The organism is Geomonas ferrireducens (genome assembly GCF_004917065.1).
GTDB lineage: Bacteria > Desulfobacterota > Desulfuromonadia > Geobacterales > Geobacteraceae > Geomonas > Geomonas ferrireducens.
Genome location: NZ_SSYA01000001.1, coordinates 503403 through 526709 on the forward strand (window position 1 = coordinate 503403; position 23307 = coordinate 526709).

Genomic DNA, 23307 nt, shown 5'->3' on the forward strand with positions numbered 1-23307 from the left:
TCTTTCCATGAAGCGTTATTCAACTATTATGTCGGTCCTTGTAACCCTGGCACTGCCCGTCGCAGGAACCTGTGCAGACGCACCCAAGGCGCCTGAAAAGGCGGATACCAAAGTAGAGGCAGCCACCGCTCCCGGCGCGTCTGAAGCAATGGCGAAGAAGGCCGAGGCCATCAGCAAGTCCGTGCAGAAGAGCGGGCACAGCATGATGATGGCGGGAACCCCTGCTCCGGGCACCCCGGAAGCGAACCCGAACGCGGCCGGCAAGGTCGTCGAAACCATGAACTCCGGGGGGTATACCTACGCCAACCTCGAGTCCAACGGCACCAAGACCTGGGTTGCCTATCCGGTCCTCGAGACCCGCGTGGGCGAGAACCTCTCCTTCCACAACTGCATGCCGATGACCAACTTCCAGAGCAAGACGCTGAACCGCAAGTTCGACACCATCCTGTTCTGCAGCGCACCGGACGTTGCCGCCACCGCCCCGGCAAAGCCCGCCCAGAAAGAGGCGAAGAAGGCCGCCCCCGGCGACCCGATCAAAGTTGAAAAGGCAAACGGCGCCAATGCCTACACCGTCGAGGAGATCTTCTCCAAGCGCGCCGCCCTGGATGGCAAGCAGGTGGTGGTCCGCGGCCAGGTCGTCAAGGTCGCAGCCTCCATCATGAACAGGAACTGGGTGCACCTGCAGGACGGCACCGGCAGCGACGGCAAAAAAACCAACGACCTCGTCGTTACCACCAACGACAACGCCGAAGAGGGCGATATCATCACCGTTACCGGCACCCTCGCCAAGGACAAGGACTTCGGCGGCGGCTACCGCTACAACGCGATCATCGAGAAGGGTATTGTGATGAAGTAACGCCGCTCGCTACATGCACCGGCAAAGGCCCTCCGTTTCGCGGAGGGCCTTTTTTGATCGTGCACAAAAACTTTCCGGGACTCGGGACAGGGACACAGACCATGTCGACCACATCGCTATTAATAGCACTCTACTTCTGCCGCTTCGCCGCGGTATGCCTGCTGCGCTTTATGAACCTGAGCCACCTGAAGCGCTACGGCGCTACGGTCCCGGAGGGGTTCGAGGGTGCGGTCGACGCGGACGCCCTGGCAAAATCGTCCCGCTACACCCTCGCACAGAGCAGGCTCGCGCTCATCGAATCCATCTTCGACAGCGCATTTTTGCTGCTCTTCATGTTCACCCCGCTGCTGCCGCTATACGATGCCTGGATCGGTTCTTTGACCGGCTCCTTCCTTTTGCGCGGCGTTCTCTTCATGCTGGTGCTCACCCTCGTGCAGGAGGTCCTCGAGATCCCCTTCTCGCTTTACCGCACCTTCCGGCTGGAGAGGAGCTTCGGTTTCAACACCACCACCGCGGGCATCTGGCTCTCCGACTTCTTAAAATCCACCCTGATCTCCGCGGTCATTACCGGCATCGTCATCTCGGCGGCGCTTCTGCTCGTCGATCACTCCCCCGATCTGTGGTGGCTCTGGGTCTGGGCCTTCTTCGCCCTCTTTTCCATCACGATGATCTACATCTCGCCTTACATCATAGAGCCGCTCTTCTCGAAGTTCGAGCCGCTCAAGGACGAGGAGCTTGCCGAGGAGATCAGGAGGATGCTCGAGAGAACCGGTCTGCGCGTGAAGGACGTCCAGCAGATGGATGCCTCGCGCCGCAGCCTCCACTCCAACGCCTACTTCACCGGCATCGGCAGGGTGAAAAGGATCGTGCTGTACGACACGCTCCTCGAACAGATGGACCGCCCCGAGGTGCTCGCCATTCTCGCGCACGAGGCCGGGCACTGGAAAAAAGGGCACATCTGGAAGCGCCTGGTGCTCATGGAGGCGGGGGCGCTCGCACTCTTTTTCCTGGTGCACCTACTGCTTGCCAGGGGCGGACTTCCCGCGCTCTTCGGGCTTAGCGAGGCATCCTTCATGGCGCAGATCCTCATGGTGAGCTTCCTGTTCTCGCTCGTCTCCTTCCCGCTCACTCCGCTCGGGGCCTGGCTTTCGCGTCGCAACGAGTGGGAGGCGGACGGTTTCGCCGCCGCGCTTTCCGGCACCCCCGGCGCGCTCGCCTCGGCCCTCGTCAAACTCTCCAAGGAAAACCTGTCCAACCTGCATCCGCATCCGTTTTACGCCTGGTTCTACTACAGCCACCCGCCGGCGGCCGCGCGAGTGGCGGCACTGCGCGCGGCGGAACGGGAAACTGCGTCGGAATAATTAACACAACCTCATTGCGCCTAACTCCCCGTTCTGGTATTTTTGGAAGGCTTGAGCCGTCAAGAGACCTGCAACTGGAGCCGATTACATGCGCCTGAACATCCTGATCACCGCATCCGAAGCCGTCCCCTTCGCGAAGGAAGGGGGCCTAGCCGATGTAGTCGGCGCCCTCCCCCGTTACCTGGCGGCACGCGGACACGACGTGCGCGTGGTCATGCCGCGCTACTACAAGGTGGACCGGGAGCGTTACGGGCTTCGCCTGCTTCCGGGGACCCTCACGGTCCCCATGGGGATCATCGGCAACATGTACTGCGGCGTGTACGAGGGGAGGATGCCCGGCTCCGACGTGCCGATCTACTTCCTGGAGCACGAAAGTTTCTACGGGCGCGACTCGTTGTACGAGACGGACAACCAGGGGTATCTGGACAACGACAACCGCTTCATCTTTCTCTCCAAGGCGGGCCTGGAAATCTGCAAGATGATCCGGTTCACCCCGGACCTCGTGCACGCCCACGACTGGCACACCGCAGCCGTTCCGCTGCTCATGAACACCTGGTACCGCCACGACCATCATCTGGGCCGGGCCGCATCCCTTCTCACCATCCACAACATGCAGCACCAGGGGAGCTTCTACGAAGGGGCCATGGACGTCCTTGGCATCGGCTGGGAGCACTTCAACTTCCTCGAACTGGAGAAGGAGAACCAGGTGAACCTCCTTAAAGGAGGGATTTACCACGCCACGCTCCTTAACACGGTGAGCGAGGGATACGCCAGGGAGATCCAGACCGAGGCGTACGGCTGGGGGCTGGAGGGGGTGGTGCGCGAGCGTTCCGACGTGCTCTCCGGCATCCTGAACGGTGTCGATTACGGCGAGTGGAATCCGGAAGACGACCGACTGCTTCCGGCCAACTTCAGCGCCTCGGACATGAGCGGCAAAAAGGTGTGCAAGCGGGAGCTGCAGCGCTCGCTAGGGCTTCCGGAGCGCGAAGACGTCCCGCTCATCGGCCTGGTATCGCGCCTGGTGAAGCAGAAGGGGATCGATGTACTGGCCGAAGCCCTGCCGCGCCTTCTCGACCTCGACATCCAACTGGTTCTTTTGGGCGCCGGGGAGCCGTGGGCGCACTTCTATTTCGGCGGAATGGCGGCAAAACGTGTCGATCGCTTCGCCTGCCGCATCGGCTACGACAACGCTCTTGCCCACAGGATCGAGGCGGGGTGCGACTTCTTCCTGATGCCATCCGCTTTTGAGCCGTGCGGGCTGAACCAGATGTACAGCATGCGATACGGCACCCTTCCCATCGTGCGCGCGACCGGCGGGTTGGATGACTCGGTCGACAACTTCGACGCCGCCCAGCGCACCGGCGACGGCTTCAAGTTCTGGAAACTTGACGCGGGAGCCCTCTTCGACACGGTCGGCTGGGCCGTGCACACCTGGTACCACGATCCGGAGGGGATCAAGGTGCTGCGGCAAAACGCGATGGCGAAGCGGTTCACCTGGGAGGAGGCCGCGCAGAAATACGAGCGCTTGTACCTGGAAGGGATGCGGAGAAAGCTTGGCGAGGAAGGCTTCCAGCAGGTGTTTCAGGAGCGAAGCCGTCAGAAGAGGATAGTCCCACAGGAGAGTACGGAACGGTTCCAGCCGCAGGCGTGACACCCTGGCCGTCGCCCCCCCGCGCAGCCGACGGGGAAAGACACGTCGCAACGAAAAAAGGCGCCCCGGAAATCCGGGACGCCTTTTTCATTTCAGCAAAAGCCGGTGCTACATCTTGTTCAAAAGCGGAACGATGAGCAGCGACACGATGTTGATGATCTTGATCATCGGGTTGACCGCAGGGCCGGCGGTGTCCTTGTACGGGTCGCCTACGGTGTCGCCGGTAACGGCAGCCTTGTGGGCTTCGCTACCCTTGCCGCCGTGGTAGCCGTCCTCGATGTACTTCTTCGCGTTGTCCCATGCGCCGCCGCCGGTGGTCATGGAGATAGCCACGAAGATACCGGTGACGATGGAACCGACGATCACGCCGCCCAGAGCCTTGGGACCAAGGGTGAAGCCGACGACGATCGGGGCGAGGATCGGGATGAGGCCCGGAATGACCATTTCTTTGAGAGCGGTCTTGGTCACGATGTCGACGCAGGCAGCGTAGTCCGGCTTGCCGGTGCCTTCCATGATCCCCTTGATGGTGCGGAACTGGCGACGGACTTCGTCGACGACCGCGCCGCCTGCCTTACCGACCGCTTCCATGCACATCGCGGCGAAGTAGTACGGGAGCATGCCGCCGATGAAGAGACCGACGATGATCTTCGGATCGGAGAGGGAGAAGCTCTTGTCAGCGATGGTCAGCTCCTGAACGTAGGAGGTGAACAGGATGATGGCCGCGAGACCTGCGGAGCCGATGGCGTAGCCCTTGGTGACCGCCTTGGTGGTGTTGCCGACCGCGTCGAGCGGGTCGGTGACGGCGCGGACGGAGTCGTCCAGTTCAGCCATCTCGGCGATGCCGCCCGCATTGTCGGTGATCGGGCCGTAAGCGTCCATGGCGACGACGATGCCGGTCAGGGAGAGCATGGAAACCGCTGCGATGGCGATGCCGTACACGCCCGCGCAGTTAGCCGCGACGATGATGCCTGCGGAGATGACGATGACCGGAAGTGCGGTCGCCTTCATGGAGATACCGAGACCGGCGATGATGTTGGTGGCGTGGCCGGTCTTGGAGGCCTCGGCGATGTGCTTGACCGGGGCGTACTCGGTCGAGGTGTAGTACTCGGTGATCCAGAAGATGGCACCGGTGACGACCAGACCGACGATGGCGGAGATGAAGATGTTGGTTGCGGAGATGACCGTACCGTTTGCCTCGGCGAGACCCTGCGGGAACATCTGCACGGTGACGAAGTAGAAGGCGATGCAGGCGATCACGCCGGAGGCGATGAGGCCTTTGTAGAGGGCGCCCATGATCTTGCCGGAAGCGCCGAGCTTCACGAAGTAGGTGCCGATGATGGAGGCGATGATGGAGATACCGCCCAGGATCAGCGGGTAGCTTACCGCGCCCGGGTTAGCGAAGGTGATGGCGCCAAGCAGCATGGCTGCGATCAGGGTGACGGCATAGGTCTCGAAGAGGTCGGCGGCCATACCGGCGCAGTCGCCGACGTTGTCGCCCACGTTGTCCGCGATGACGGCCGGGTTGCGCGGGTCGTCCTCGGGGATGCCTGCTTCGACCTTGCCCACGAGGTCGGCGCCGACGTCAGCGCCCTTGGTGAAGATGCCGCCGCCCAGACGGGCGAAGATGGAGATCAGCGAGCCGCCGAAGCCGAGGCCGACCAGCTGGCCGACAACTTCCTTGACCGGTGCGCCCGGCATGATCTGCTGGAGGAACATGTAGTAGCCGGCAACGCCCAGAAGGCCCAGACCAACGACGAGCATGCCGGTGATGGCGCCGCCTTTGAAGGCAACGTTGAGGGCCTTGTGGATGCCGGACTTGGCAGCCTCGGTGGTCCTAACGTTGGCGCGCACCGAGACGAACATCCCGATGAAGCCGGTGAGGCCGGAGAACACGGCGCCGACCAGGAAGCCGACTGCGGTTTTCCAACCGAGGGAGGCGAAGAGAGCCACGAACATGGCGACGCCCACCACCGCAATGATGGTGTACTGACGTTTCATGTAGGCGCCGGCGCCTTCTTGGATCGCGGAAGCGATCTGCTTCATCCGCTCGTTGCCCTGGGGGAGCCCCAGGATCCACTGGGCCGAGATCAGGCCGTAGGCGACTGCTGCCGCGGCACAGACCAGGGCGAAGACTACTGCATACTGTTCCATTGAAAAAATTCCTCCTATTTAGATATGCCTCAAGAAAAGGCGTGCCTTCTAAATATGGTGACAAAAACGGGTGATTGTTATCGAAAATACCCCTTTTTGTCAATCTAATTCATACCGCTGAAGGCGATTTCTTGGAATACTCTCATCTCAATGGCGTATACTCTGTGTCGACCGCACCTCGGCACGCTCTGGCTGAACCTCTAATAGATGCAAGGAAGGCGTCGTCACTCAAGCGGCAAGCGGCCATTCAGACGCCCGCCCCATATTCTTGCCGACAGACAAAGGGTGGCTGCCGCATACGAGCTTGATAGGATGTTGGTACTGTCGGGGCGACGATCATGCTCCCCCCCCTGTACCAGCCGACCGGCATGAAAGCATCTATGCCAGTCACTTCAGTTTCTTATCCCACAACACGATCCGGTAAACAGTTGCTTAACGGAGGTCGAATATGTATCATAACCCGATGCTTGATCTTAAATGCGGCGATCACAGCTATCCTTTGCATCTTGCTCCGGAACACGTCCTTTCCGTGCTGCGCCCCCGCCCCTGCACTCCAGAGGGAACGCCGGCCGAGCTGGTCGAGCGTGCGCTTGACGACTGCGCCGGGATTCTCGCGTGCTTCGCCGCCGGCGAAAGGGTGGTGATCGTCACCTCCGACGTCACCCGCCCCACCGGAAGCGACATCTACCTCCCCTTGCTTGTCTCCAGACTGAACGCCGTCGGAATCAGGGACCGCGACATCGAGATCGTCGTCGCACTCGGGATTCACCGCAAGCAGACCGCGGCGGAGCACAGGAGGATCGTCGGCGAACTCTACGGCCGGATCCAGGTCACCGACCACGATTGCGACGACCCCGGCGAGCTCGTGTACCTGGGCGACACCTCACGCGGCGTTCCCGTCGAGATCAACCGGCGCGTCGCCGAAGCGGACCGACTCATCCTGACCGGCGCCGTTACTTTTCACTACTTCGCCGGCTTTGGCGGCGGCCGCAAGAGCATGCTTCCCGGCGTATCCAGCCGTAAAAGCTGCATGGCAAGCCACTTCTCGGTCCTGAACCCGGAGGAGGGAAACGGCCGGCATCCCAAAGCCGTGACCGGAAACCTGGAGGGGAACCCGGTGCACGAGGCGATGCTTGAGGCTTGCGCGATGCGGCCTCCGAGCTTCATCCTCAACACCGTGCTGGGAGGCGACAAGGAGATCATCGCAGCCTTCGCCGGAGACTGGCGTGAGGCCCATGGCGCCGGATGCCGTTTCTACGCCGAGACCTTCTCGGCCCCCATCGCTGAACAAGCGGACCTCGTGGTGGTTTCTTGCGGCGGCTTTCCCAAGGACATCAACCTGATCCAGGCCCACAAGTCGATGGCATATGCAAGCCGAGCGCTCAAGCCGGGCGGGGTCATGGTCCTTTTGGCCGAATGCCGCGACGGCTACGGCAACGCCACTTTTTTCAATTGGTTCGGCTACGAAACCTGCACCGAACTGGAGTCCGCCCTCAGGAAGCACTACGAGATCAACGGACAAACGGCCTGGTCGGTGAAGGAGAAGGCGGAGCGCTTCCGCATCGTTCTCGTCTCCGTTCTGCCCGATGAAGAGGTGCGCACCATGGGGATGGTCCCGGCGACGACGCTGGATGCGGCGCTGGACGTCGCACGCCCCATGCTCCCTGAACAATTCAAGGCGTACGTGATCCCGGCAGGGGGAACGGTACTGCCGGTGCTGAAGACTTAGGAAATGAAATCCCCCTCTCGGCTTCCACACTACAGTTGGGAGGGGCTATGAACGAAAGGAAATCTTTGAATGCTAGACGCAACCGTATTGAAGCAATTGACCGACATCGTCGGCGCAGAGAACATCGCCACCGGAGCCCAGGATCTCATCTGCTACGGCTACGATGCGACCCAGATGGAATTTCTTCCCGACGCCGTTGTGCACCCGGACAGTGCCGAGCAGGTCTCCAGGATCCTTAAGCTCGCCAACGAGGTGAAGCTCCCGGTCTTCCCGCGCGGCGCCGGCAGCGGCTTCACCGGCGGAGCCCTCCCCAAGGGAGGCGGGATCGTACTCGTCACGACGAGGATGAACCGCATCCTTAGGATCGACATCGACAACCTGGTGGCCGAGGTGGAGCCCGGTGTCGTCACCGAGGCATTCCAGATGGCGGTCGAGAAGCTAGGTCTTTTCTACCCGCCCGATCCCGCATCGCTCAAGTTCTCCACCCTGGGCGGAAACGTCGCCGAGTGTGCCGGCGGCCCGCGTGCCGTCAAGTACGGCGTCACCAAGGACTTCGTGATGGGTCTCGAAGTGGTGCTTCCGACCGGCGCGATCATCCGCACCGGGGGCGAGACCGTTAAGGGTGTCGTTGGTTACGACCTGACCAAGCTCCTGTGCGGCTCCGAGGGGACGCTCGGCGTGATCACCAAGATCATCTTCAAACTCCTCCCCTACCCCGATGCCAAGAAGACCATGCTCACCGTCTTCGACTCCATCGACGGTGCGGCGCGCGCGGTTTCGACGATCATCAAGAACAAGATCATCCCGACCACGCTGGAATTCATGGACCACGCGACACTCACCTGCGTCGAGCGCCGTTTCAACCTCGGTATGCCCGACAGCGCGCGTGCCGTACTCCTGATCGAAGTGGACGGGGACCGCGACCTGATCGAAAAGCAGGCCGGAGAGATCCACAAGCTGATCGAGCCCCTGGGGCTCGTGCAGTTCAGGGTGGCGAAGGATGCCGCCGAGAGCGAGGAGCTCTGGAAGGTGCGCCGCCTGGTTTCTCCGTCCCTGCGCGACGTGAACCCGGACAAGTTCAACGAGGACATCGTGGTACCGAGGAGCAAGGTGCCTGACGTAATCCGGCGCATAGAGGTGATCCAGCAGCGCTACGACATCCCCATCGTCAACTTCGGTCACGCGGGAGACGGCAACATCCACGTGAACATCATGATCGACAAGAGCGTGCCGGGTCAGCTTGAGAAGGCGCATGAGGCGATCAAGGAAGTGTTCCAGGCGGCGCTCGATCTGGGCGGCACCATGTCCGGCGAGCACGGCGTGGGGCTCGCGAAGCAGCCCTACATACCGATGGAGCTGAATGCCGAGCAGATAACCGCGATGAAAGCGATAAAGAGCGCCCTCGACCCGAACAACATCCTGAACCCCGGCAAGATGCTGCCGTAAGACAATCAATTAACAACTGACGATGGGGGATTGACAACGAGAGGTCCCATTATTCACAGGCCTCCCATAAGTCCCATGGCTCCCATTGCCATTAAAAGCGAGACCCCAGCATGACCAAGAAGCAAACCGACCCGCTCGAGCGGGTAGCTCAAGACATGAAGAAATGCGTGAAGTGCGGCGCCTGCCGCGCCAACTGCCCGGCCTTCAGCACCTTCCAGCGCGAACCGGCAACGGCGCGCGGCAAGGTGGCTCTCGCCCAACACCTGGCGAAGGGTGACATCACGCTCGACGACGGCACCTACGCGGCCATGTCCAAGTGCCTTCTGTGCGGCAGTTGCGTCGACAAGTGTCCGAACCAGGTCCCCACCGACGAGATCGTCATCGCGGCTAGAGAAGCTCTCGCACAGCGCCGCGGCCTCACCACCTTCCACAAGGCGGTGGGGCAGGTGATAAGAAACCGCAAGCTGATGAACTTCGGCGCACTCGCCGCCGCGGTGCTGGGCCCCATCTTCTTCAGGAAGGTACCCTCCACCTCGGGCCTCAGGCTCCGCTTCCCGATGCCGTTTCTGGGGGGCAGCCGCCACGTCCCGCAAATCGCCAAAAAGCCGTTTATGAAACGCCACCCCGAGGTGATCAAGGGGGAGCCGGGCAAACCGACCATCGTCTTCTTCGTGGGGTGCATGACCAACTTCGTCTACACCGAGATCGGTGAGGCGACGCTCGCCCTGTTCCGGCATCTGGGATGCACGGTCATCATCCCGCAGGGGCAGCAGTGCTGCGGCCTCCCCGGCATGTCCGGCGGCGACCTCAACACGGTGCGCGAACTGGCCGAGCAGAACCTGGAGGCGCTGGAGAAGTACCCGGCGGACTACGTGATGACCGCCTGCGCCACCTGCGGCGGGGCGCTGCACAAGCTCTATCCCCTGGTGATCGGGAAGAGAAACCCGGAACTGAAAGAACGCCTGCAGGCCCTCGCGGACCGGACCGTCGACGCAGCCGTCTTGCTGCAGAAACTCGGGTTGCATCCCGAGGAGACCGGCGCCGCGGAGGGGATGCGCATCACCTATCACGACCCCTGCCATCACAGGACCGCAGGGATCGCCAAACAGCCGCGCGCCCTTTTGAAAGAAACGCCGGGACTTGAACTGGTCGAGATGGAGGGTGCGGACCGCTGCTGCGGCCTGGGCGGGACCTTCAACGTCTACCACTACGAGAGCTCGCTCGACATCAACGCCGGCAAGAGTGCGGCCATCATCGAGACCGGCGCCGACGCCGTGGTCACCGGTTGTCCCGGATGCATCATGCAACTCTCCGACGGCCTTAAACAGGCCGGAGATAAAACGAGGGTATTACATACCGTCGAGCTTTTAGCGCGCAAAATCAGGAGCTGACAGGCACCCCCTGTCAGCTTTTCCTCCCCTCCTCACCCTCCTATTTTTTTACTCTCCCTATAACCACCGTATTTCCAGCACTTTGGCCGTATACACGCTTTTTCTTATTGACTTTTTTACAGCAAAACCTTATGAAGGGTACGCGCCTAAAAAGTAAAACAACAGTTCGTTTTACTAAGCCTCATTAGCTGTTCCGGCGCACCCAGGCCAGGTTCCATCAGCCCGAATGCTCTTTTAGTTAAAATGAAATTTCGAGGACTGCACGAAACGTGAAAAGGACGATACACCGGCCCGACCGACAGTACCACTCTTCGCCGCACCACCCCTTCCGATTCACCAAAAGCCACTAATACCGAAGCATTAGCCTCCGGATCGTGCCCCCGGCCCCGCCCCCGCACGAAGGACGGCGACCGCCGGATTCCAGCCGCGGTTTCAGGCAGCCTAAAACGGGCGGCCACGACAAGAGCCTCCCTTACCGCCCGGAGGTTGACGTTTTCGATAACTGACGAACCAAAGTGCAACACTTTTTTAATATCAAACCAGGAGGAAGTAGATGAGCTGCGCTGCACCCCCGAAACAGATGCAAAATCACAACGCCAGGAAGGATGCCACCAATGTCGAATAAAATAACCAAGCCCTCACTGAAAAACCCGTTTGACGTAGCGGAGAAGGTTGAATTCAATATCCCTGGCGAGATTTCCCGTGCCACGGGCGGCTATGAGGAGGCGATGCAGGCAGGTTACGACCTGATCCAGCGCCCCATCAAGTCGGTGAGCATCGACCAGATCGAGAAACAGCACTTTAAAAAACGTATGACGGTATGGGAGAGGATCCGCGTCCTCACCGAAGAGGAGCCGAACATCCTGTTCCAGAACTGGGGCAAGAACTTGGACGGCGCTTCCCTCGTCACCGGCATCCTCAACATCCACGGTCGCGACGTCGCCGTGTACGGCCACGACTTCACGGTTCGCGCCGGCTCCATGGACGCGACCAACGGCAACAAGCTGGCCCGTCTTTTCTACATGGCAGGCGAGAAGGGTATCCCGGTCATCGGCATGAACGACTCCGCGGGCGCCTTCGTTCCCGCCGGCGTCGGCGGCCTCGACGGCTACGCCGAGGCCTTCACCGCGCTCAGGAAGATCTCCGGCGTGGTCCCTTCCATCATGTGCATGTTCGGCTTCAACGCCGGCGGCGGCTCCTACCTGCCGCGCCAGGGTAGCTTCGTGATCCAGCCGAAGGACACCTTCTTCGGCCTCACCGGCCCGGGCGTCGTCAAGAGCGTCCTCGGCGAGGATGTAACGCCGGAGGACCTCGGCGGACCCAAGGTGCACGGCCAGTCCGGCGTCGCCGACCTCACCGTAGAGGACGAGGTGGGAGCGCTCAGGACCGCGATCATGCTCCTTAACTACCTCCCGGACAACAACTCGGTGATGGCCCCCTACCAGGAGACCAGCGATCCGCTGGACAGAAAGACCTGGGAGATCAACACGCTGCTCAAGAAGGCCTTCAACTCGCCGACCGGCTTCAACACGCCGTTCGACGTCTCCATCATCATCCAGCAGATCTGCGACCACGGTGACTACTTCGAGATGCAGCGCGACCGCGCGAGAAACGTCGTCACCGCCTTCGGTCGCCTGGGCGGCAACGTGGTCGGCTTCGTCGCCAACAACTCGGCCGTCGACTCCGGCCAGATCGACTGCGACGCGGCCTACAAGATCGCCCGCTTCAACCGCTTCTGCAACATTTACAACATCCCGATGATCTTCATGGAAGACACCACCGGCTTCCTCCCCGGCCGCGAGCAGGAAGCACGCGGCATCGTGCAGGCCGGGCGCGCCATGCTCGACTCCATCGTCGACATCCGCACCCCGCGCATCCTCTTGATCCTCAGGAACGCCTACGGCGGCGCCTACGCCTCCTACAACAACTACCCGACCGGCGCCGACCTGGTCCTCGCCCTCCCCACCACCCGCCTCGCCGTCATGGGCCCGGCCGGCAAGGAGTTCGTCTACAAGGACGAGCTGAGGAAGGTCAGAAACGCCGTGATCGAGCGCGTCAAGCGCGGCACCCAGGAGAGGATCGACGCCGGTGTCAAACCGGAAGCCGCCAAGGCGGACGCCGAGAAGGAAGCCGCTGAATGGCTCAAGGCCGAGGAGGCCCTCCTCAACTCCCGTTACGAGAAGGAACTGATGAACCCGAAAGAGGCCCTTTCCCTGGGCTCCATCTCCTCGCTGGTCATGCCGACCGACCTGAGGAAGGTGCTCGGTGAGAACATCAACTTCTTCCTGCGCCACTACAAAGCCGGCCCGATGCAGGGCGTACAGAGGGAGTTCCACTAATGGCCACTACTGACTTGGGAATTGGAATTGCTCAGGGTGGGAGCACGGCTCCCGGTATGCCCGCAGGTTTCGCCGCTCAGGGAACGGCCGCCCTGCAGGGAGTGCGCCCCTCGACGGCGACATATAACGTAACGGAGATGAAATCGATGGCACACACGTCTGAAAAATACACCAAGAACCCGATGATCCACCGGGACCGCCGACTCGGCCTCTCGCAGTCAGCGTGGGTCCGCTCCTTCTCCTGCGAGGACCTGAAGCCGCTCATCGTCTGCCGCGGCCCGATCCGGAAAGAGGCGATGGACGTCTATCAGGAGATGGGCATCACCCACTACGGCATCCTCCTCTCCGAGAAGGACTCGATCGTGTACCCGAACGCCCTGGCCCCTGAGCTGCGCACCCTGACCGATTCGAAGCGCGTGCACCGCGTGCCCGACTACACCGGCGCCAGCAAGGAGGAGCGCGTCGAGCGTATCCACCAGATCATCAACATCGCCATCGACAACGGCTATGACTCCATCTTCGCAGGCTACGGCTTCATGGCCGAGGACGACGAGTTCGTCGGCGCCATCGAGAAGGCAGGCCTCGCCTTCATCGGCCCCTGTGCCGCCACCCAGACCGGCGCCGGCAAGAAGGACGAGGCGAAAAGGACCGCACTCTCGGTCAACGTCTCGGTCACCCCGGGTATCGATAACGTCACCGCCCGTACCCTCGTGAAGAAGCACGGCACCCGGGAAAAACTCCTCGCGCTCGCGAACTCCGACGGGCTTCAGTGCGACGCGAAAGTCCTCGCCGACGAGAAGCTCTCCCTGGAGGACCTGGCGGACCACATCCTGTACGCCTCCTACGCCAGGGGCGTCGACCTCTTCTCCATCGAGGAGCTCTGCGCACAGGTCGAGGCGGAATGCGCCGCGATGCTGAAGAAGCACCCGCAGTCCCGCGTCCGCCTGAAGGCGATCGGCGGCGGCGGCGGAAAAGGGCAGCGTCTCCTCGGCGCGGCGCTTCTCACCAAGAAAAACGCATCCGACGCGGACATCGCCAAGGCGGCAGCCGACGCCCCGGGTCTCGTGCGCGAGATCCTGAACGAGGTCAAGGCCAACGGCATAGGCGACAACAAGAACGTCCTCGTCGAGCTCAACATCGAGCAGACGAGGCACAACGAGATCCAGTTGCTCGGCAACGGCGACTGGTGCATCGCCCTTGGCGGCCGCGACTGCTCCCTGCAGATGCACGAGCAGAAACTCCTCGAGGTTTCGGTGACCCAGGAAGGGCTCATGGCCGCCATCGAAGAAGCCAAGGCCGCCGGCCGCAAGGCCGAGGTGAAGGCGCTCGAGAGCGACCTCAAGGTACTGAAGCGAATGGAAGAGGAATCCGAGCGCTTCGGCAAGGCGGTAGGGCTCGACTCCGCCTCCACCTTCGAGTGCATCGTCGACCGCGACCGCCACTACTTCATGGAGGTCAACACGAGGATCCAGGTTGAGCACCGCGTCACCGAACTCTGCTACGCGCTCAAGTTCGTGAACCCGGACGACGCCAACGACTTCTTCGTGGTCGAGAGCCTGGTAGAGGCGATGGCACTCCTCGCACGCCACAAGAAGCGGGTGCCCAAACCGCAGCGTCTGGTCCGCATGAACGCCGCCGTGGAGGCCCGTTTGAACGCCACCGACGCTTCTCTCTCCCCGCACGCAGGCGGCATGATCCGTTACTGGTCCAAACCGATCGAAGGTGAGATCCGCGACGACCAGGGTATCAGCATGCTGAACCCGGATACCGGCATCTTCATGAAGTACAAGGTGGCCGGCGCCTACGACTCCAACATCGCCCTCTTGCTCACCACCGGCGAGGACAGAAAGACAAGCTACGACAAGATGTCCGAGGTCCTGCGCGCCACCACGCTGCGCGGCTCCGACCTCGCCACCAACCTCGAGTTCCACTACGGCCTGGTGAACTGGTTCCTCGGCAGGAACGTGATGGCGAAGCCGACCACACGCTTCGTGGTCCCGTACCTCACCCTGGTCGGCACCCTGAAGGAGGAGGCGAACAAGCTCGATCCGGTGTACGCCTTCCTGCAGATGAAGAAGCACTACGCGAAGATGGTGGCCGACGCCTATGCCGACCAACCCGAGGTTGCGGCAAAAGAATCGAAGAACATGTCGGCGCTTCTGGACCGCAAGGGGACCCTGATCATCCGCCCCATCGAGCGACTGCTCGGCGACCCGCACCTCCTTTCCGGCTGGCTGTCAATCAACACCAAGAACTTCAGGATCGACAACGGCAAGGTGGTCTGGCTGAGAAACCCGGTAGGTGTTCTTAACGAGACCTACGAGTACCTGCACATGAACCACCGCCCGCACAAGCCTGCGGCGGAGATCATCTGGAGCCACGACAACGAGCTCTTGCAGCAGGCACTGCGCTTCTCGAGAACGTTGCGTGAGAACTTCGGCCTGGCCCGTGACGAGTACTTCACCTTGAACGAGATCGTCAACAAGGAGGAGCCGCAGGGGGGCTTCGACGCGGACACCTGGCAGCAGATCCGTTCCGCCCACTTCGGCTACGAGGCAGGCCTGGAGCTTTTGGGCATGCTGTTCCTCGTGGGCCAGAACACCAAGTTCTGGGATCTGCGCGTCGAAGAGGACCTTGAGATCACCATCCCCGAGTACCTGAACGATACGGACCTGCAGGCCCGCATGAAAAAGGTGCTTGTTCCGCCGCCGGCCACCAAGGCCGACGAGATCGTCGCCGCCTGCGGCGGCATGTACTATGCCCAGGAGGCGCCGGGGATGCCGGCGTTCGTCAGCGAGGGTATGCACTTCGAGAAGGGACAGCCGCTCTACATCATCGAGGTCATGAAGATGTTCAACAAGGTGTACGCTCCCTTCTCCGGAACGATCGACAAGATCCTGGTCACCTCCGGCGACGGCACCATCGTCTCCAAGGGGCAGCCGCTCTTCAAGGTCACCCCGGACGAGAAGTTCGTCGAGGTCGACGTCAACGCACTCGAGAAAGAGAAACGCTCCATCACCTCCGAGTACCTGAAAGCGGTGATCTAGGGGGTCGTCTGCACGACGCAAAAGGGCTCCGGATAAAACCATCCGGAGCCCTTTTCCTCATCGACTGACCCCGCGCATACGGCCGGGTCAGTTGTTTTTTTGTCAGCGTATCAAGCGGCGGCGAAGCAGATGTTGTCGCCGGAAAGTGCCTCGAGGAAGGTGTCTGCAAGGGGGTCCTTCACGATGGCCATCATGCCGTGGTTGACCGACCAGGTGGTACCGCAGGTCGGGCACTCGACGAGGTCTTCGTTGAAGGCTCCGGCACGAAGGTCCATGCCGTTGTGTTCATCGTTCTTGCATACGGGACATTGCATTTTGGTTCTCCTCCAGCCCCAGACGGGGCGCTCTTTGTTTTTTTGTCGAAGAGAACTATAGAAAGCCCAAGTTTGTTTTACAAGAGAAATAATCCGGAAAGTCTTTGTAAAACGGAATGTTACCCCGGACATCTCGTTTTGTATGACAGATCGACATTTTACCCAATCGGTCAAAAATAAAACAGGCTAGAACAAGCCCGGCAAGACCGGGCGACATAACCAACTGTTTACAAAGCAATATTTAAATTTAAATCGGCATTCTAAAAATAAAACAGTTTGGAATGCCATCCCGGCTCAACCCGGCCGATACGGTTAATAAAAAATAATTCCCTTTCTTGCAAATTTGGCGTAAACAAAAAACGTCTTTCGACCTCACCTCTCATCACAAACACTTTGGTACCGCCAGGAGAGCAACATGAGCATTTCGGAAAAGAAGCAGGCATGGCAGGCAGCAGTTGAGAAAAGCATGGCCAAGGCGCCCGAGCGCAGGGGCTCGTTCAAGAACAGCTCCGACATGGAACTCGAGCGCTGCTACGCGCCGCAGTTCGACTATCCGGGCTACGGGGAGAACTTGGGCTTCCCCGGCCAGTACCCCTTCACACGCGGGGTGCAGCCGACCATGTACCGCGGCAGGTTCTGGACCATGCGCCAGTACGCCGGTTTCGGCAACGCCGCCGAGTCCAACGAGCGCTACAAGTACCTGCTCTCCGCCGGCCAGACCGGTCTCTCCATCGCCTTCGACCTCCCGACCCAGATGGGGTACGACTCCGACGCGTCGATGAGCCGCGGCGAAGTGGGCAAGGTCGGGGTCGCCATCGACTCACTGGCGGACATGGAGGTTCTATTCGACGGGATCCCGCTGGACAAGGTCTCCACCTCGATGACCATCAACTCCACGGCGGCGATCCTGCTCGCCATGTACATCGCCGTCGCCGAGAAGCAGGGGGTCTCCGCCGACAAGATCTCCGGCACCATCCAGAACGACATCCTCAAGGAGTACATGGCCCGCGGCACCTACATCTACCCGCCGAAGGAGTCGATGCGCATCATCACCGACATCTTCGCCTACTGCAAAGATAACGTTCCCAAATGGAACACGATCTCCATCTCCGGCTACCACATCCGCGAGGCGGGCTCCTCCGCCGTGCAGGAAGTCGCCTTCACCCTGGCCGACGGCATCGCCTACGTCGAGGCCGCCGTGAAGGCGGGGCTCGACGTTGACGAGTTCGCGCCGCGCCTTGCCTTCTTCTTCAACGCGCACAACAACCTCCTCGAGGAAGTCGCCAAGTTCCGCGCCGCACGCCGCATGTGGAGCCGCATCATGCGCGAGCGCTTCAAGGCTAAGGACCCGCGCTCCCAGATGCTCCGTTTCCACACCCAGACCGCCGGGTGCACCCTCACCGCGCAGCAACCCGACAACAACATCATGCGCGTGACCCTGCAGGCGCTCGCCGCCGTCCTTGGCGGCACCCAGTCGCTGCACACGAACTCCCGCGACGAGGCGCTCGCGCTCCCCACCGAGGAGTCGGTGCGCATAGCACTCAGAACCCAGCAGGTAATCGCGTACGAGTCCGGCGTCGCCGACTCCATCGATCCGCTGGCCGGTTCCTTCCTCGTGGAATCCATGACGGACCAGATCGAGCAGCAGGCGATGGCGTACATCGAGAAGATCGACTCGCTTGGCGGCGCGGTCGAGGCGATCTCGAAGGGATTCCAGCAAAAGGAGATCCAGGATTCCGCTTATGCGTACCAGCGCTCCATCGAGAAGGACGAGACCATCATCGTCGGCGTGAATAAGTTCACCGTCGAGGAAGGTGCACCGCAGGGTCTTCTGAAGGTCACCGACGAGGTGGAGGTAAAGCAGAAGGAAGCCCTTGCCAGGATGAAAGGCGCCCGCGACACCGCAAAAGTCGAAACGACGCTCAAGGCACTGGAGCAGGCGGCCAAGGGAAGCGAGAACCTGATGCCCTTTATCCTCGACGCGGTTAAGAACTACGCGACTCTCGGTGAGATCGCCAATGTCATGCGCGGCGTCTTCGGTGTACACAGAGAAACCGTGGTCCTTTAACCACAAGCAGGCAAACAGTTCCTGCCGGAGCAGCATCACGTTGTTCCGGCAGGGACCTACCTCTTCCTGACAGTTGCAACCACACAACCACGATTCTTGCCGCCGTTTTTTCCGACTACACAGTCAATGCCTGCACCGAAATACTTCTCGGGCCGCTCACACTGAGCAAATTTTTCAGAACTGTAACTTGCACCCGTTTCATTTTGCTGTATTATTTACCGCGGTCGGATTTTTTTCTGACACGCAACAGGGGAGACGCATGCTCAACAAGATAAATCACCTCGGCGTAGCAGTCACATCAATCGAAGAAGCACTTCCTTTTTACCGCGACACCCTCGGAATGAACTTCGCAGGAATCGAAGAGGTCCCCAGCCAGTTAGTGAAGGTGGCTTTTCTATCCATCGGTGAATCCAAGATCGAACTGCTGGAGCCGACCTCTCCGGAGAGCCCGGTAGCCAAATTCCTCGAGAAGAACGGCCCCGGCGTACACCACGTGGCCTACGGCGTGAAGGATATCGAAGCCACCATCGCCAGACTGGTCGCCGGCGGCACGCGCATGATCGATGCGACCCCCAGAAACGGCGCCCATGGTGCACGCATTGCTTTTTTGCACCCAAAGAGCAGTAACGGCGTGCTGACGGAACTGTGTGAGACGCACGACGACTGTCATTGACACATTCAGAATTCGATATCTCATGAGTCGAATTTTTTTTTGTTGACATTTGTTTGAATAATTATATAGTGGCGCCAGATTTATATAACAGTGGTTTGCTCATTGGGATAGGCTGTACAGGCTGCTCTGCGTGACGTTCTGCTTTTATGTCGAGGAGATAATCATTGCTGACTCAAAACAGCCGCGGGACACCAACACAAGAGCTCTCACAGCGCCCTGTTCATTAACAGAGGCTGTTCCGGGGGCTCTTTTTGCGTAATGAGTTTCGCCCTTTAGGCGAAAATCGGCATAGCAGCAAATACATTGTGTTTAACAACCAACCAGGAGGTAGACAATGAGCTTTCAAAAGAAACTGCTTGCATTTGCAGCCGTAAGCGCACTGAGCGCGGCAACTGCCGTTCCGGCAATGGCGCTGGAGAACGAGTTCCACGGGATGTTCAAGTTCATGGGCTTCCAGACCAACGCCCTCACCGGTGGCGACACCAAGGTGCAGGTCGCTGACGACTCACACTCCGGCTTCTTCGCCGAGCAGCGCGCCCGCATCATGTACATCGCCAAGGCCAACGACAACCTGAAACTCGTCACCCACTTCGAACTCGACTCCCGCTTCGGCGGCGTCACTGGCGGCTACAAAGGGATCACCACCGGCAACGACTCCGGTAACCTCGATGCCGACCAGCTGACCCTCGAGACCAAAAACATCTACCTCGACTTCAACTGCCCGATCACCGGCGCGAACTTCAAGGTCGGTATGCAGCCCTGGAACGACGCATACCAGAGCCTCTTCCTCTCCGCCGACATGACCGGTGTCTACGCCACCAAGAAATTCGACCCGCTGACCGTCTCCCTCGGCTGGTTCCGCTTCGACGACAACACCGCCAAAGACGCCGCCCCGACCGTCGGCGCCGGCCAGTTCACCGACGACCTCATCGTCGTTGACGCCAAGTATGCCCTCAACAAGGACATCACCCTCGGCGCGTCCTACTACAACATCCAGAACGACACCGCGCTCACCTCCGCATCGACCAGCGCTCCGACGGTGTCCATCCCGAACTACGAACTGCTCCACATGATCGGCGTCAACGCCGACCTCAAGTTCGGCGACGCAGTCATCAAGCCTTTCGCAGCGTACCAGTTCGGCGATAAAGACAGCACCACCGACATCTCCGCCTACGCGTTCGGTGCGACCGGCAAAGTTAAGGCCGGCCCCGGCTCCGTCAACCTCGCCGCATACTACCTCTCCGGCGACAACAACAACACCGGCGACGTGAAGAGCTTCCAGACCGTCACCGCAGGCACCACCTACTTCAACGCTGCCAACATGTGGCTGCTCCAGCGTCCGAACCAGGCGATCAACACCTCCACCTCGCTGCTCGGCAACGACAACACCGCTAAAGGTCTTGGCACCACCGGCGTGTTCGCAGGCTATGAGGGGACCATGGACAAGGTCTTCTACAACGCCAACGCAGGCTACATGATGACCAACAAGAAAAACGCCGCCGGCGACAAGTCGATCGGCACCGAGATCAACGCTCAAGTCGGCTACAAGGTCTACGACAACCTGACTGCAAGCGTCGCAGGCGCTTATGTGTTCCTCGGCAACTACTTCGACGCAACCGCGCCGGACGCCGACAACCCGTACCTGTTCAACGTCCAGCTGAGCTACGCATTCTAAGAGCCGGCAAGACAAAGATCCAAAGCAAAGGGCCGGAGGGGCAACTCTCCGGCCTTTTCTTATGCATCGGCTTTGCCAGTCCTGTCCCGCTTGTCCGCTTGGCCACACCCAGTCCCGCACGTATTTTCCTCGCGCGCCCTTTCTCAACGCCCTCTCTCTGAGCAAAGTCCTCACCCCTAAGCCACTGCAAACCTTTCAGCGTATATTTTTTAGCCTCCGAGTTGACAATGATGGGTGTTGTGGTTGAATCGTTACTTGTTTTTAATCCCAAAAAAGAAGGAGAAACCGTATGAGAAAGATGGCAATTATGTTGGCCGTCGGGCTGTCTATGCTGTCTTCGGTACCGGCTTTCGCGCAAACCTCAGCCGACCAGAAGGACGAGTGCCTGCTCGCCTCGAAGAACTGCATGAACCAGGTCGACGACATCAAGCAGAGGATCTACAAGCTGAATCGGGAAATCAAAAAAGGGAACAGGGTCTATACCCCCCAGGAACTGAAAAAACTTCAGGACAAACTGAAAGAAACAAGCGACGTGCTGCGCACTCTGGAAAAACCTGATAGTTAGAGGTAGAATGTACTAGTTGGAAACCAAAAACAGCTGTCACAAGGAAAGGAGCGCACTATGAGAAGGGTTATGCTGGTACTGATAGGGTCCTTGTTCCTGGCAACCAGCACAGGCGCGTTCGCCCAGCAGACTCAGGCTGAGAAGAACGAATGCCTGCTTGCCTCCAAGAACTGCAAGGATCAGGTAGACGACATCTACAAACGGATGCAGCGCCTGGACAAGGAAATCAAAAAAGGAACCAAGGTTTATACCCCTCAGGAGCTGAAGCGCCTGCAGGAGAAACTCACCGAGACACAGGAGACCTTGAAGGATCTGGAAAAACCGGGGCACTGATGCCGGTTTGAGACCATCTGATGCGTTGAAAAGGGCGGGCCTTGGGCCCGCTTTTTTCGTGCCTCCGCTCCGTTCTATCCCCCTGCAAAACTGCGCCCAGCAAGGTGCGAAACAGTTTGACTATCGCATATCGCTCTGCGATAATTCGGCGTCTTAAATTCACCCGAAAGCGGAGCAATCATGAAAAGATCCCTCGTCGCAACACTGGTTCTCCTGAGCGCACTGCTCGCCGCCACCGCAGCCTCCGCCGGCACCATCCGCGCCTATATCGCCGACTTCGCCGTGTCCCCGGCCGACACAGCCAACCTGAAACCGACCCTGCAGCGCCTTCTGGCCACCCGTATCGCAGGCGACGGCCTCGTCACCGTCGACAGCGCCGCCGAGGCCGACGTGATCGTCTCCGGGAGCTACGTCACCCTGGGCAAGATGTTCAGCCTCGACGTGATCGCCAAGAACGCTTCCGGCAAGCAGGTGGCTGCGGCCTTCGAGCAGGGGGAGAGCGTGGACGCACTCATCCCGGCCATGGGCAAGCTCTCCGCGAAAATCAAGGGCGACATCCTGAGCCAGGTCAAAGCTTTGGCGGCCGCCCCGCCCCCCACGGCCGCGCAAGTCGCACCGAGCGCCGAGATCATCAGGAAACCGGCCTCCGCCGAAATCGTCAAGGCCCCGACCGCTGAAATCGTGCGCAACGAGACGATGCCCGGCTGGTACAGCCAGCGCATCACCGGCGTCATGAGCGGGATCGCAACTTGGGGCACCAAGGACGTCGTGGTCGCCGACAACAACGGCATCCACGTCTACCGTCCCGGCGCCAAACTGGATCTGGTTACCGAGGCAGCCCTTCCCGACCGGATGAAGATCCTCGGCGTCGACGCAATGGGGCCCGAGGCAAGCGGGCGCGTCCTCATCTTCGTGACCATCATAGACCGCGAGACCGTCGCATCCAGGATCTACGCCCTGCAAAACGACACCCTGAAGATCGTGGCGGAGGAGATCCCGTACATGTTCCGGTCTCTGTCCCCCTACGGCGGTCCGAAGAAGGTCTACGCCCAGCAGATGGGACGTTCCGAAGACTTCTACGGCGACGTGTACGAAGCAAGCATCGTCGACGGCGGTGTGAAGCTCGCAAACCCCATCAAGATGCCGCGTTACGCGAACATCTTCAACTTCAACATGTTCCGCGATAAAAGCGGTAAATCCTACCTGACCGCCTTCAGCGAAAGCGGCTATCTCCTGGTTTACTCCGATGCCGGCGAGGAGATCTGGAGAAGCAGCGACAAGCTCGGCGGCTCGGAGACCTACTTCCAGAAGAAGGATGCCGACGAAAGGACCACCGGCACCCCCTTCCGCACCCGCTTCATCGACCAGCGCATCGTGGTGACCGACAAGGGTGACGTGATAGTGCCGCAAAACAGCGGCTTCTTCGTGCTCGGCAACCTCCGCTCCTACTCCAAGTACTCGATCGTCTCCTTCGCCTGGAACGGCTCCTCCCTCGAGGAGAGCTGGCGCACCAAGCAAAGCCAGAACTACCTGGCCGACTGGGCCTACAACCCGGCAGCTAAGGAGCTAACCCTCCTCGAGGTCGCCCAGAAGGGGACCTTCGGCGGCAAGGGTGGCAGCGTGGTGCGGGTTCTCGGCGTCGAGTAGCTCAAACGGCGGGGGGAATGGTCTTGACTTCCCCCCGCCATACTGTTACGATTCCTCGCTT

At 60.4% G+C, this 23307-nt stretch carries 16 protein-coding genes; 14 read left to right on the forward strand and 2 right to left on the reverse strand.

Annotated elements, in window-relative coordinates; genetic code table 11:
• Positions 1–7: 7 nt before the first annotated feature.
• From E8L22_RS02300 to glgA, 3 genes are all read left to right on the forward strand, one after another.
• Positions 8–856 carry a DNA-binding protein gene (locus E8L22_RS02300; RefSeq protein ID WP_136523663.1) on the forward strand — a complete coding sequence of 283 codons (849 nt, stop codon included), beginning with the start codon at positions 8–10 and terminating at the stop codon, positions 854–856.
• A gap of 101 nt (positions 857–957) precedes the next feature.
• On the forward strand, positions 958–2217 hold the full coding sequence (locus E8L22_RS02305) for a M48 family metallopeptidase (protein ID WP_136523664.1): 1260 nt from the start codon (positions 958–960) through the stop codon (positions 2215–2217).
• Between the two features lie 88 nt (positions 2218–2305).
• On the forward strand, positions 2306–3868 hold the full coding sequence (glgA, locus tag E8L22_RS02310; RefSeq protein ID WP_136523665.1) for a glycogen synthase GlgA: 1563 nt from the start codon (positions 2306–2308) through the stop codon (positions 3866–3868).
• 108 nt (positions 3869–3976) lie between these two features.
• Here the strand turns inward: glgA and E8L22_RS02315 are convergent, their stop codons facing one another.
• Positions 3977–6019: a sodium-translocating pyrophosphatase gene (locus E8L22_RS02315; protein ID WP_136523666.1), complete on the reverse strand. Its 2043-nt coding sequence runs from the start codon at positions 6017–6019 to the stop codon at positions 3977–3979.
• A gap of 448 nt (positions 6020–6467) precedes the next feature.
• Here E8L22_RS02315 and E8L22_RS02320 point away from each other — a divergent pair, with 448 nt between their 5' ends.
• The 5 genes from E8L22_RS02320 to E8L22_RS02340 all read left to right on the forward strand — a co-directional run bounded on the left by E8L22_RS02320 (position 6468) and on the right by E8L22_RS02340 (position 15971).
• Positions 6468–7748 carry a nickel-dependent lactate racemase family protein gene (locus E8L22_RS02320; RefSeq protein WP_136523667.1) on the forward strand — a complete coding sequence of 427 codons (1281 nt, stop codon included), beginning with the start codon at positions 6468–6470 and terminating at the stop codon, positions 7746–7748.
• 69 nt (positions 7749–7817) lie between these two features.
• Positions 7818–9194 carry an FAD-binding oxidoreductase gene (locus E8L22_RS02325; protein WP_136523668.1) on the forward strand — a complete coding sequence of 459 codons (1377 nt, stop codon included), beginning with the start codon at positions 7818–7820 and terminating at the stop codon, positions 9192–9194.
• A 110-nt stretch (positions 9195–9304) separates the two neighbouring features.
• Positions 9305–10585 carry a (Fe-S)-binding protein gene (locus E8L22_RS02330; RefSeq protein ID WP_136523669.1) on the forward strand — a complete coding sequence of 427 codons (1281 nt, stop codon included), beginning with the start codon at positions 9305–9307 and terminating at the stop codon, positions 10583–10585.
• A gap of 614 nt (positions 10586–11199) precedes the next feature.
• Complete coding sequence (locus E8L22_RS02335) at positions 11200–12924, forward strand: acyl-CoA carboxylase subunit beta (RefSeq protein WP_136523670.1); 1725 nt, start codon at positions 11200–11202, stop codon at positions 12922–12924.
• Between the two features lie 146 nt (positions 12925–13070).
• Positions 13071–15971 carry an ATP-binding protein gene (locus E8L22_RS02340; protein WP_136523671.1) on the forward strand — a complete coding sequence of 967 codons (2901 nt, stop codon included), beginning with the start codon at positions 13071–13073 and terminating at the stop codon, positions 15969–15971.
• A 110-nt stretch (positions 15972–16081) separates the two neighbouring features.
• Here E8L22_RS02340 and E8L22_RS02345 read toward each other — a convergent pair whose 3' ends face one another.
• The gene (locus E8L22_RS02345) at positions 16082–16285 is read right to left on the reverse strand and encodes a hypothetical protein (protein WP_129127294.1); all 204 of its coding nucleotides are present in this window, start codon (positions 16283–16285) and stop codon (positions 16082–16084) included.
• A 415-nt stretch (positions 16286–16700) separates the two neighbouring features.
• On the opposite strand from E8L22_RS02345, the gene E8L22_RS02350 reads away from it, so the two are divergent.
• From E8L22_RS02350 to E8L22_RS02375, 6 genes are all read left to right on the forward strand, one after another.
• Positions 16701–18353 (forward strand): acyl-CoA mutase large subunit family protein, encoded by a 1653-nt coding sequence (locus E8L22_RS02350; RefSeq protein WP_136523672.1) that lies wholly within the window; start codon positions 16701–16703, stop codon positions 18351–18353.
• Between the two features lie 259 nt (positions 18354–18612).
• Entirely contained in the window at positions 18613–19026 is a 414-nt protein-coding gene (gene mce / locus E8L22_RS02355; RefSeq protein ID WP_136523673.1) for a methylmalonyl-CoA epimerase, read from the forward strand.
• A 334-nt stretch (positions 19027–19360) separates the two neighbouring features.
• The gene (locus E8L22_RS02360; protein ID WP_136523674.1) at positions 19361–20701 is read left to right on the forward strand and encodes a porin; all 1341 of its coding nucleotides are present in this window, start codon (positions 19361–19363) and stop codon (positions 20699–20701) included.
• Between the two features lie 289 nt (positions 20702–20990).
• Positions 20991–21266: a coiled-coil domain-containing protein gene (locus E8L22_RS02365; protein ID WP_136523675.1), complete on the forward strand. Its 276-nt coding sequence runs from the start codon at positions 20991–20993 to the stop codon at positions 21264–21266.
• A 57-nt stretch (positions 21267–21323) separates the two neighbouring features.
• Positions 21324–21599, forward strand: a complete 276-nt coding sequence (locus tag E8L22_RS02370) for a hypothetical protein (RefSeq protein ID WP_136523676.1) — start codon at positions 21324–21326, stop codon at positions 21597–21599.
• Positions 21600–21779: 180 nt separating this feature from the next.
• Complete coding sequence (locus E8L22_RS02375) at positions 21780–23246, forward strand: hypothetical protein (protein ID WP_136523677.1); 1467 nt, start codon at positions 21780–21782, stop codon at positions 23244–23246.
• Positions 23247–23307: the final 61 nt, after the last annotated feature.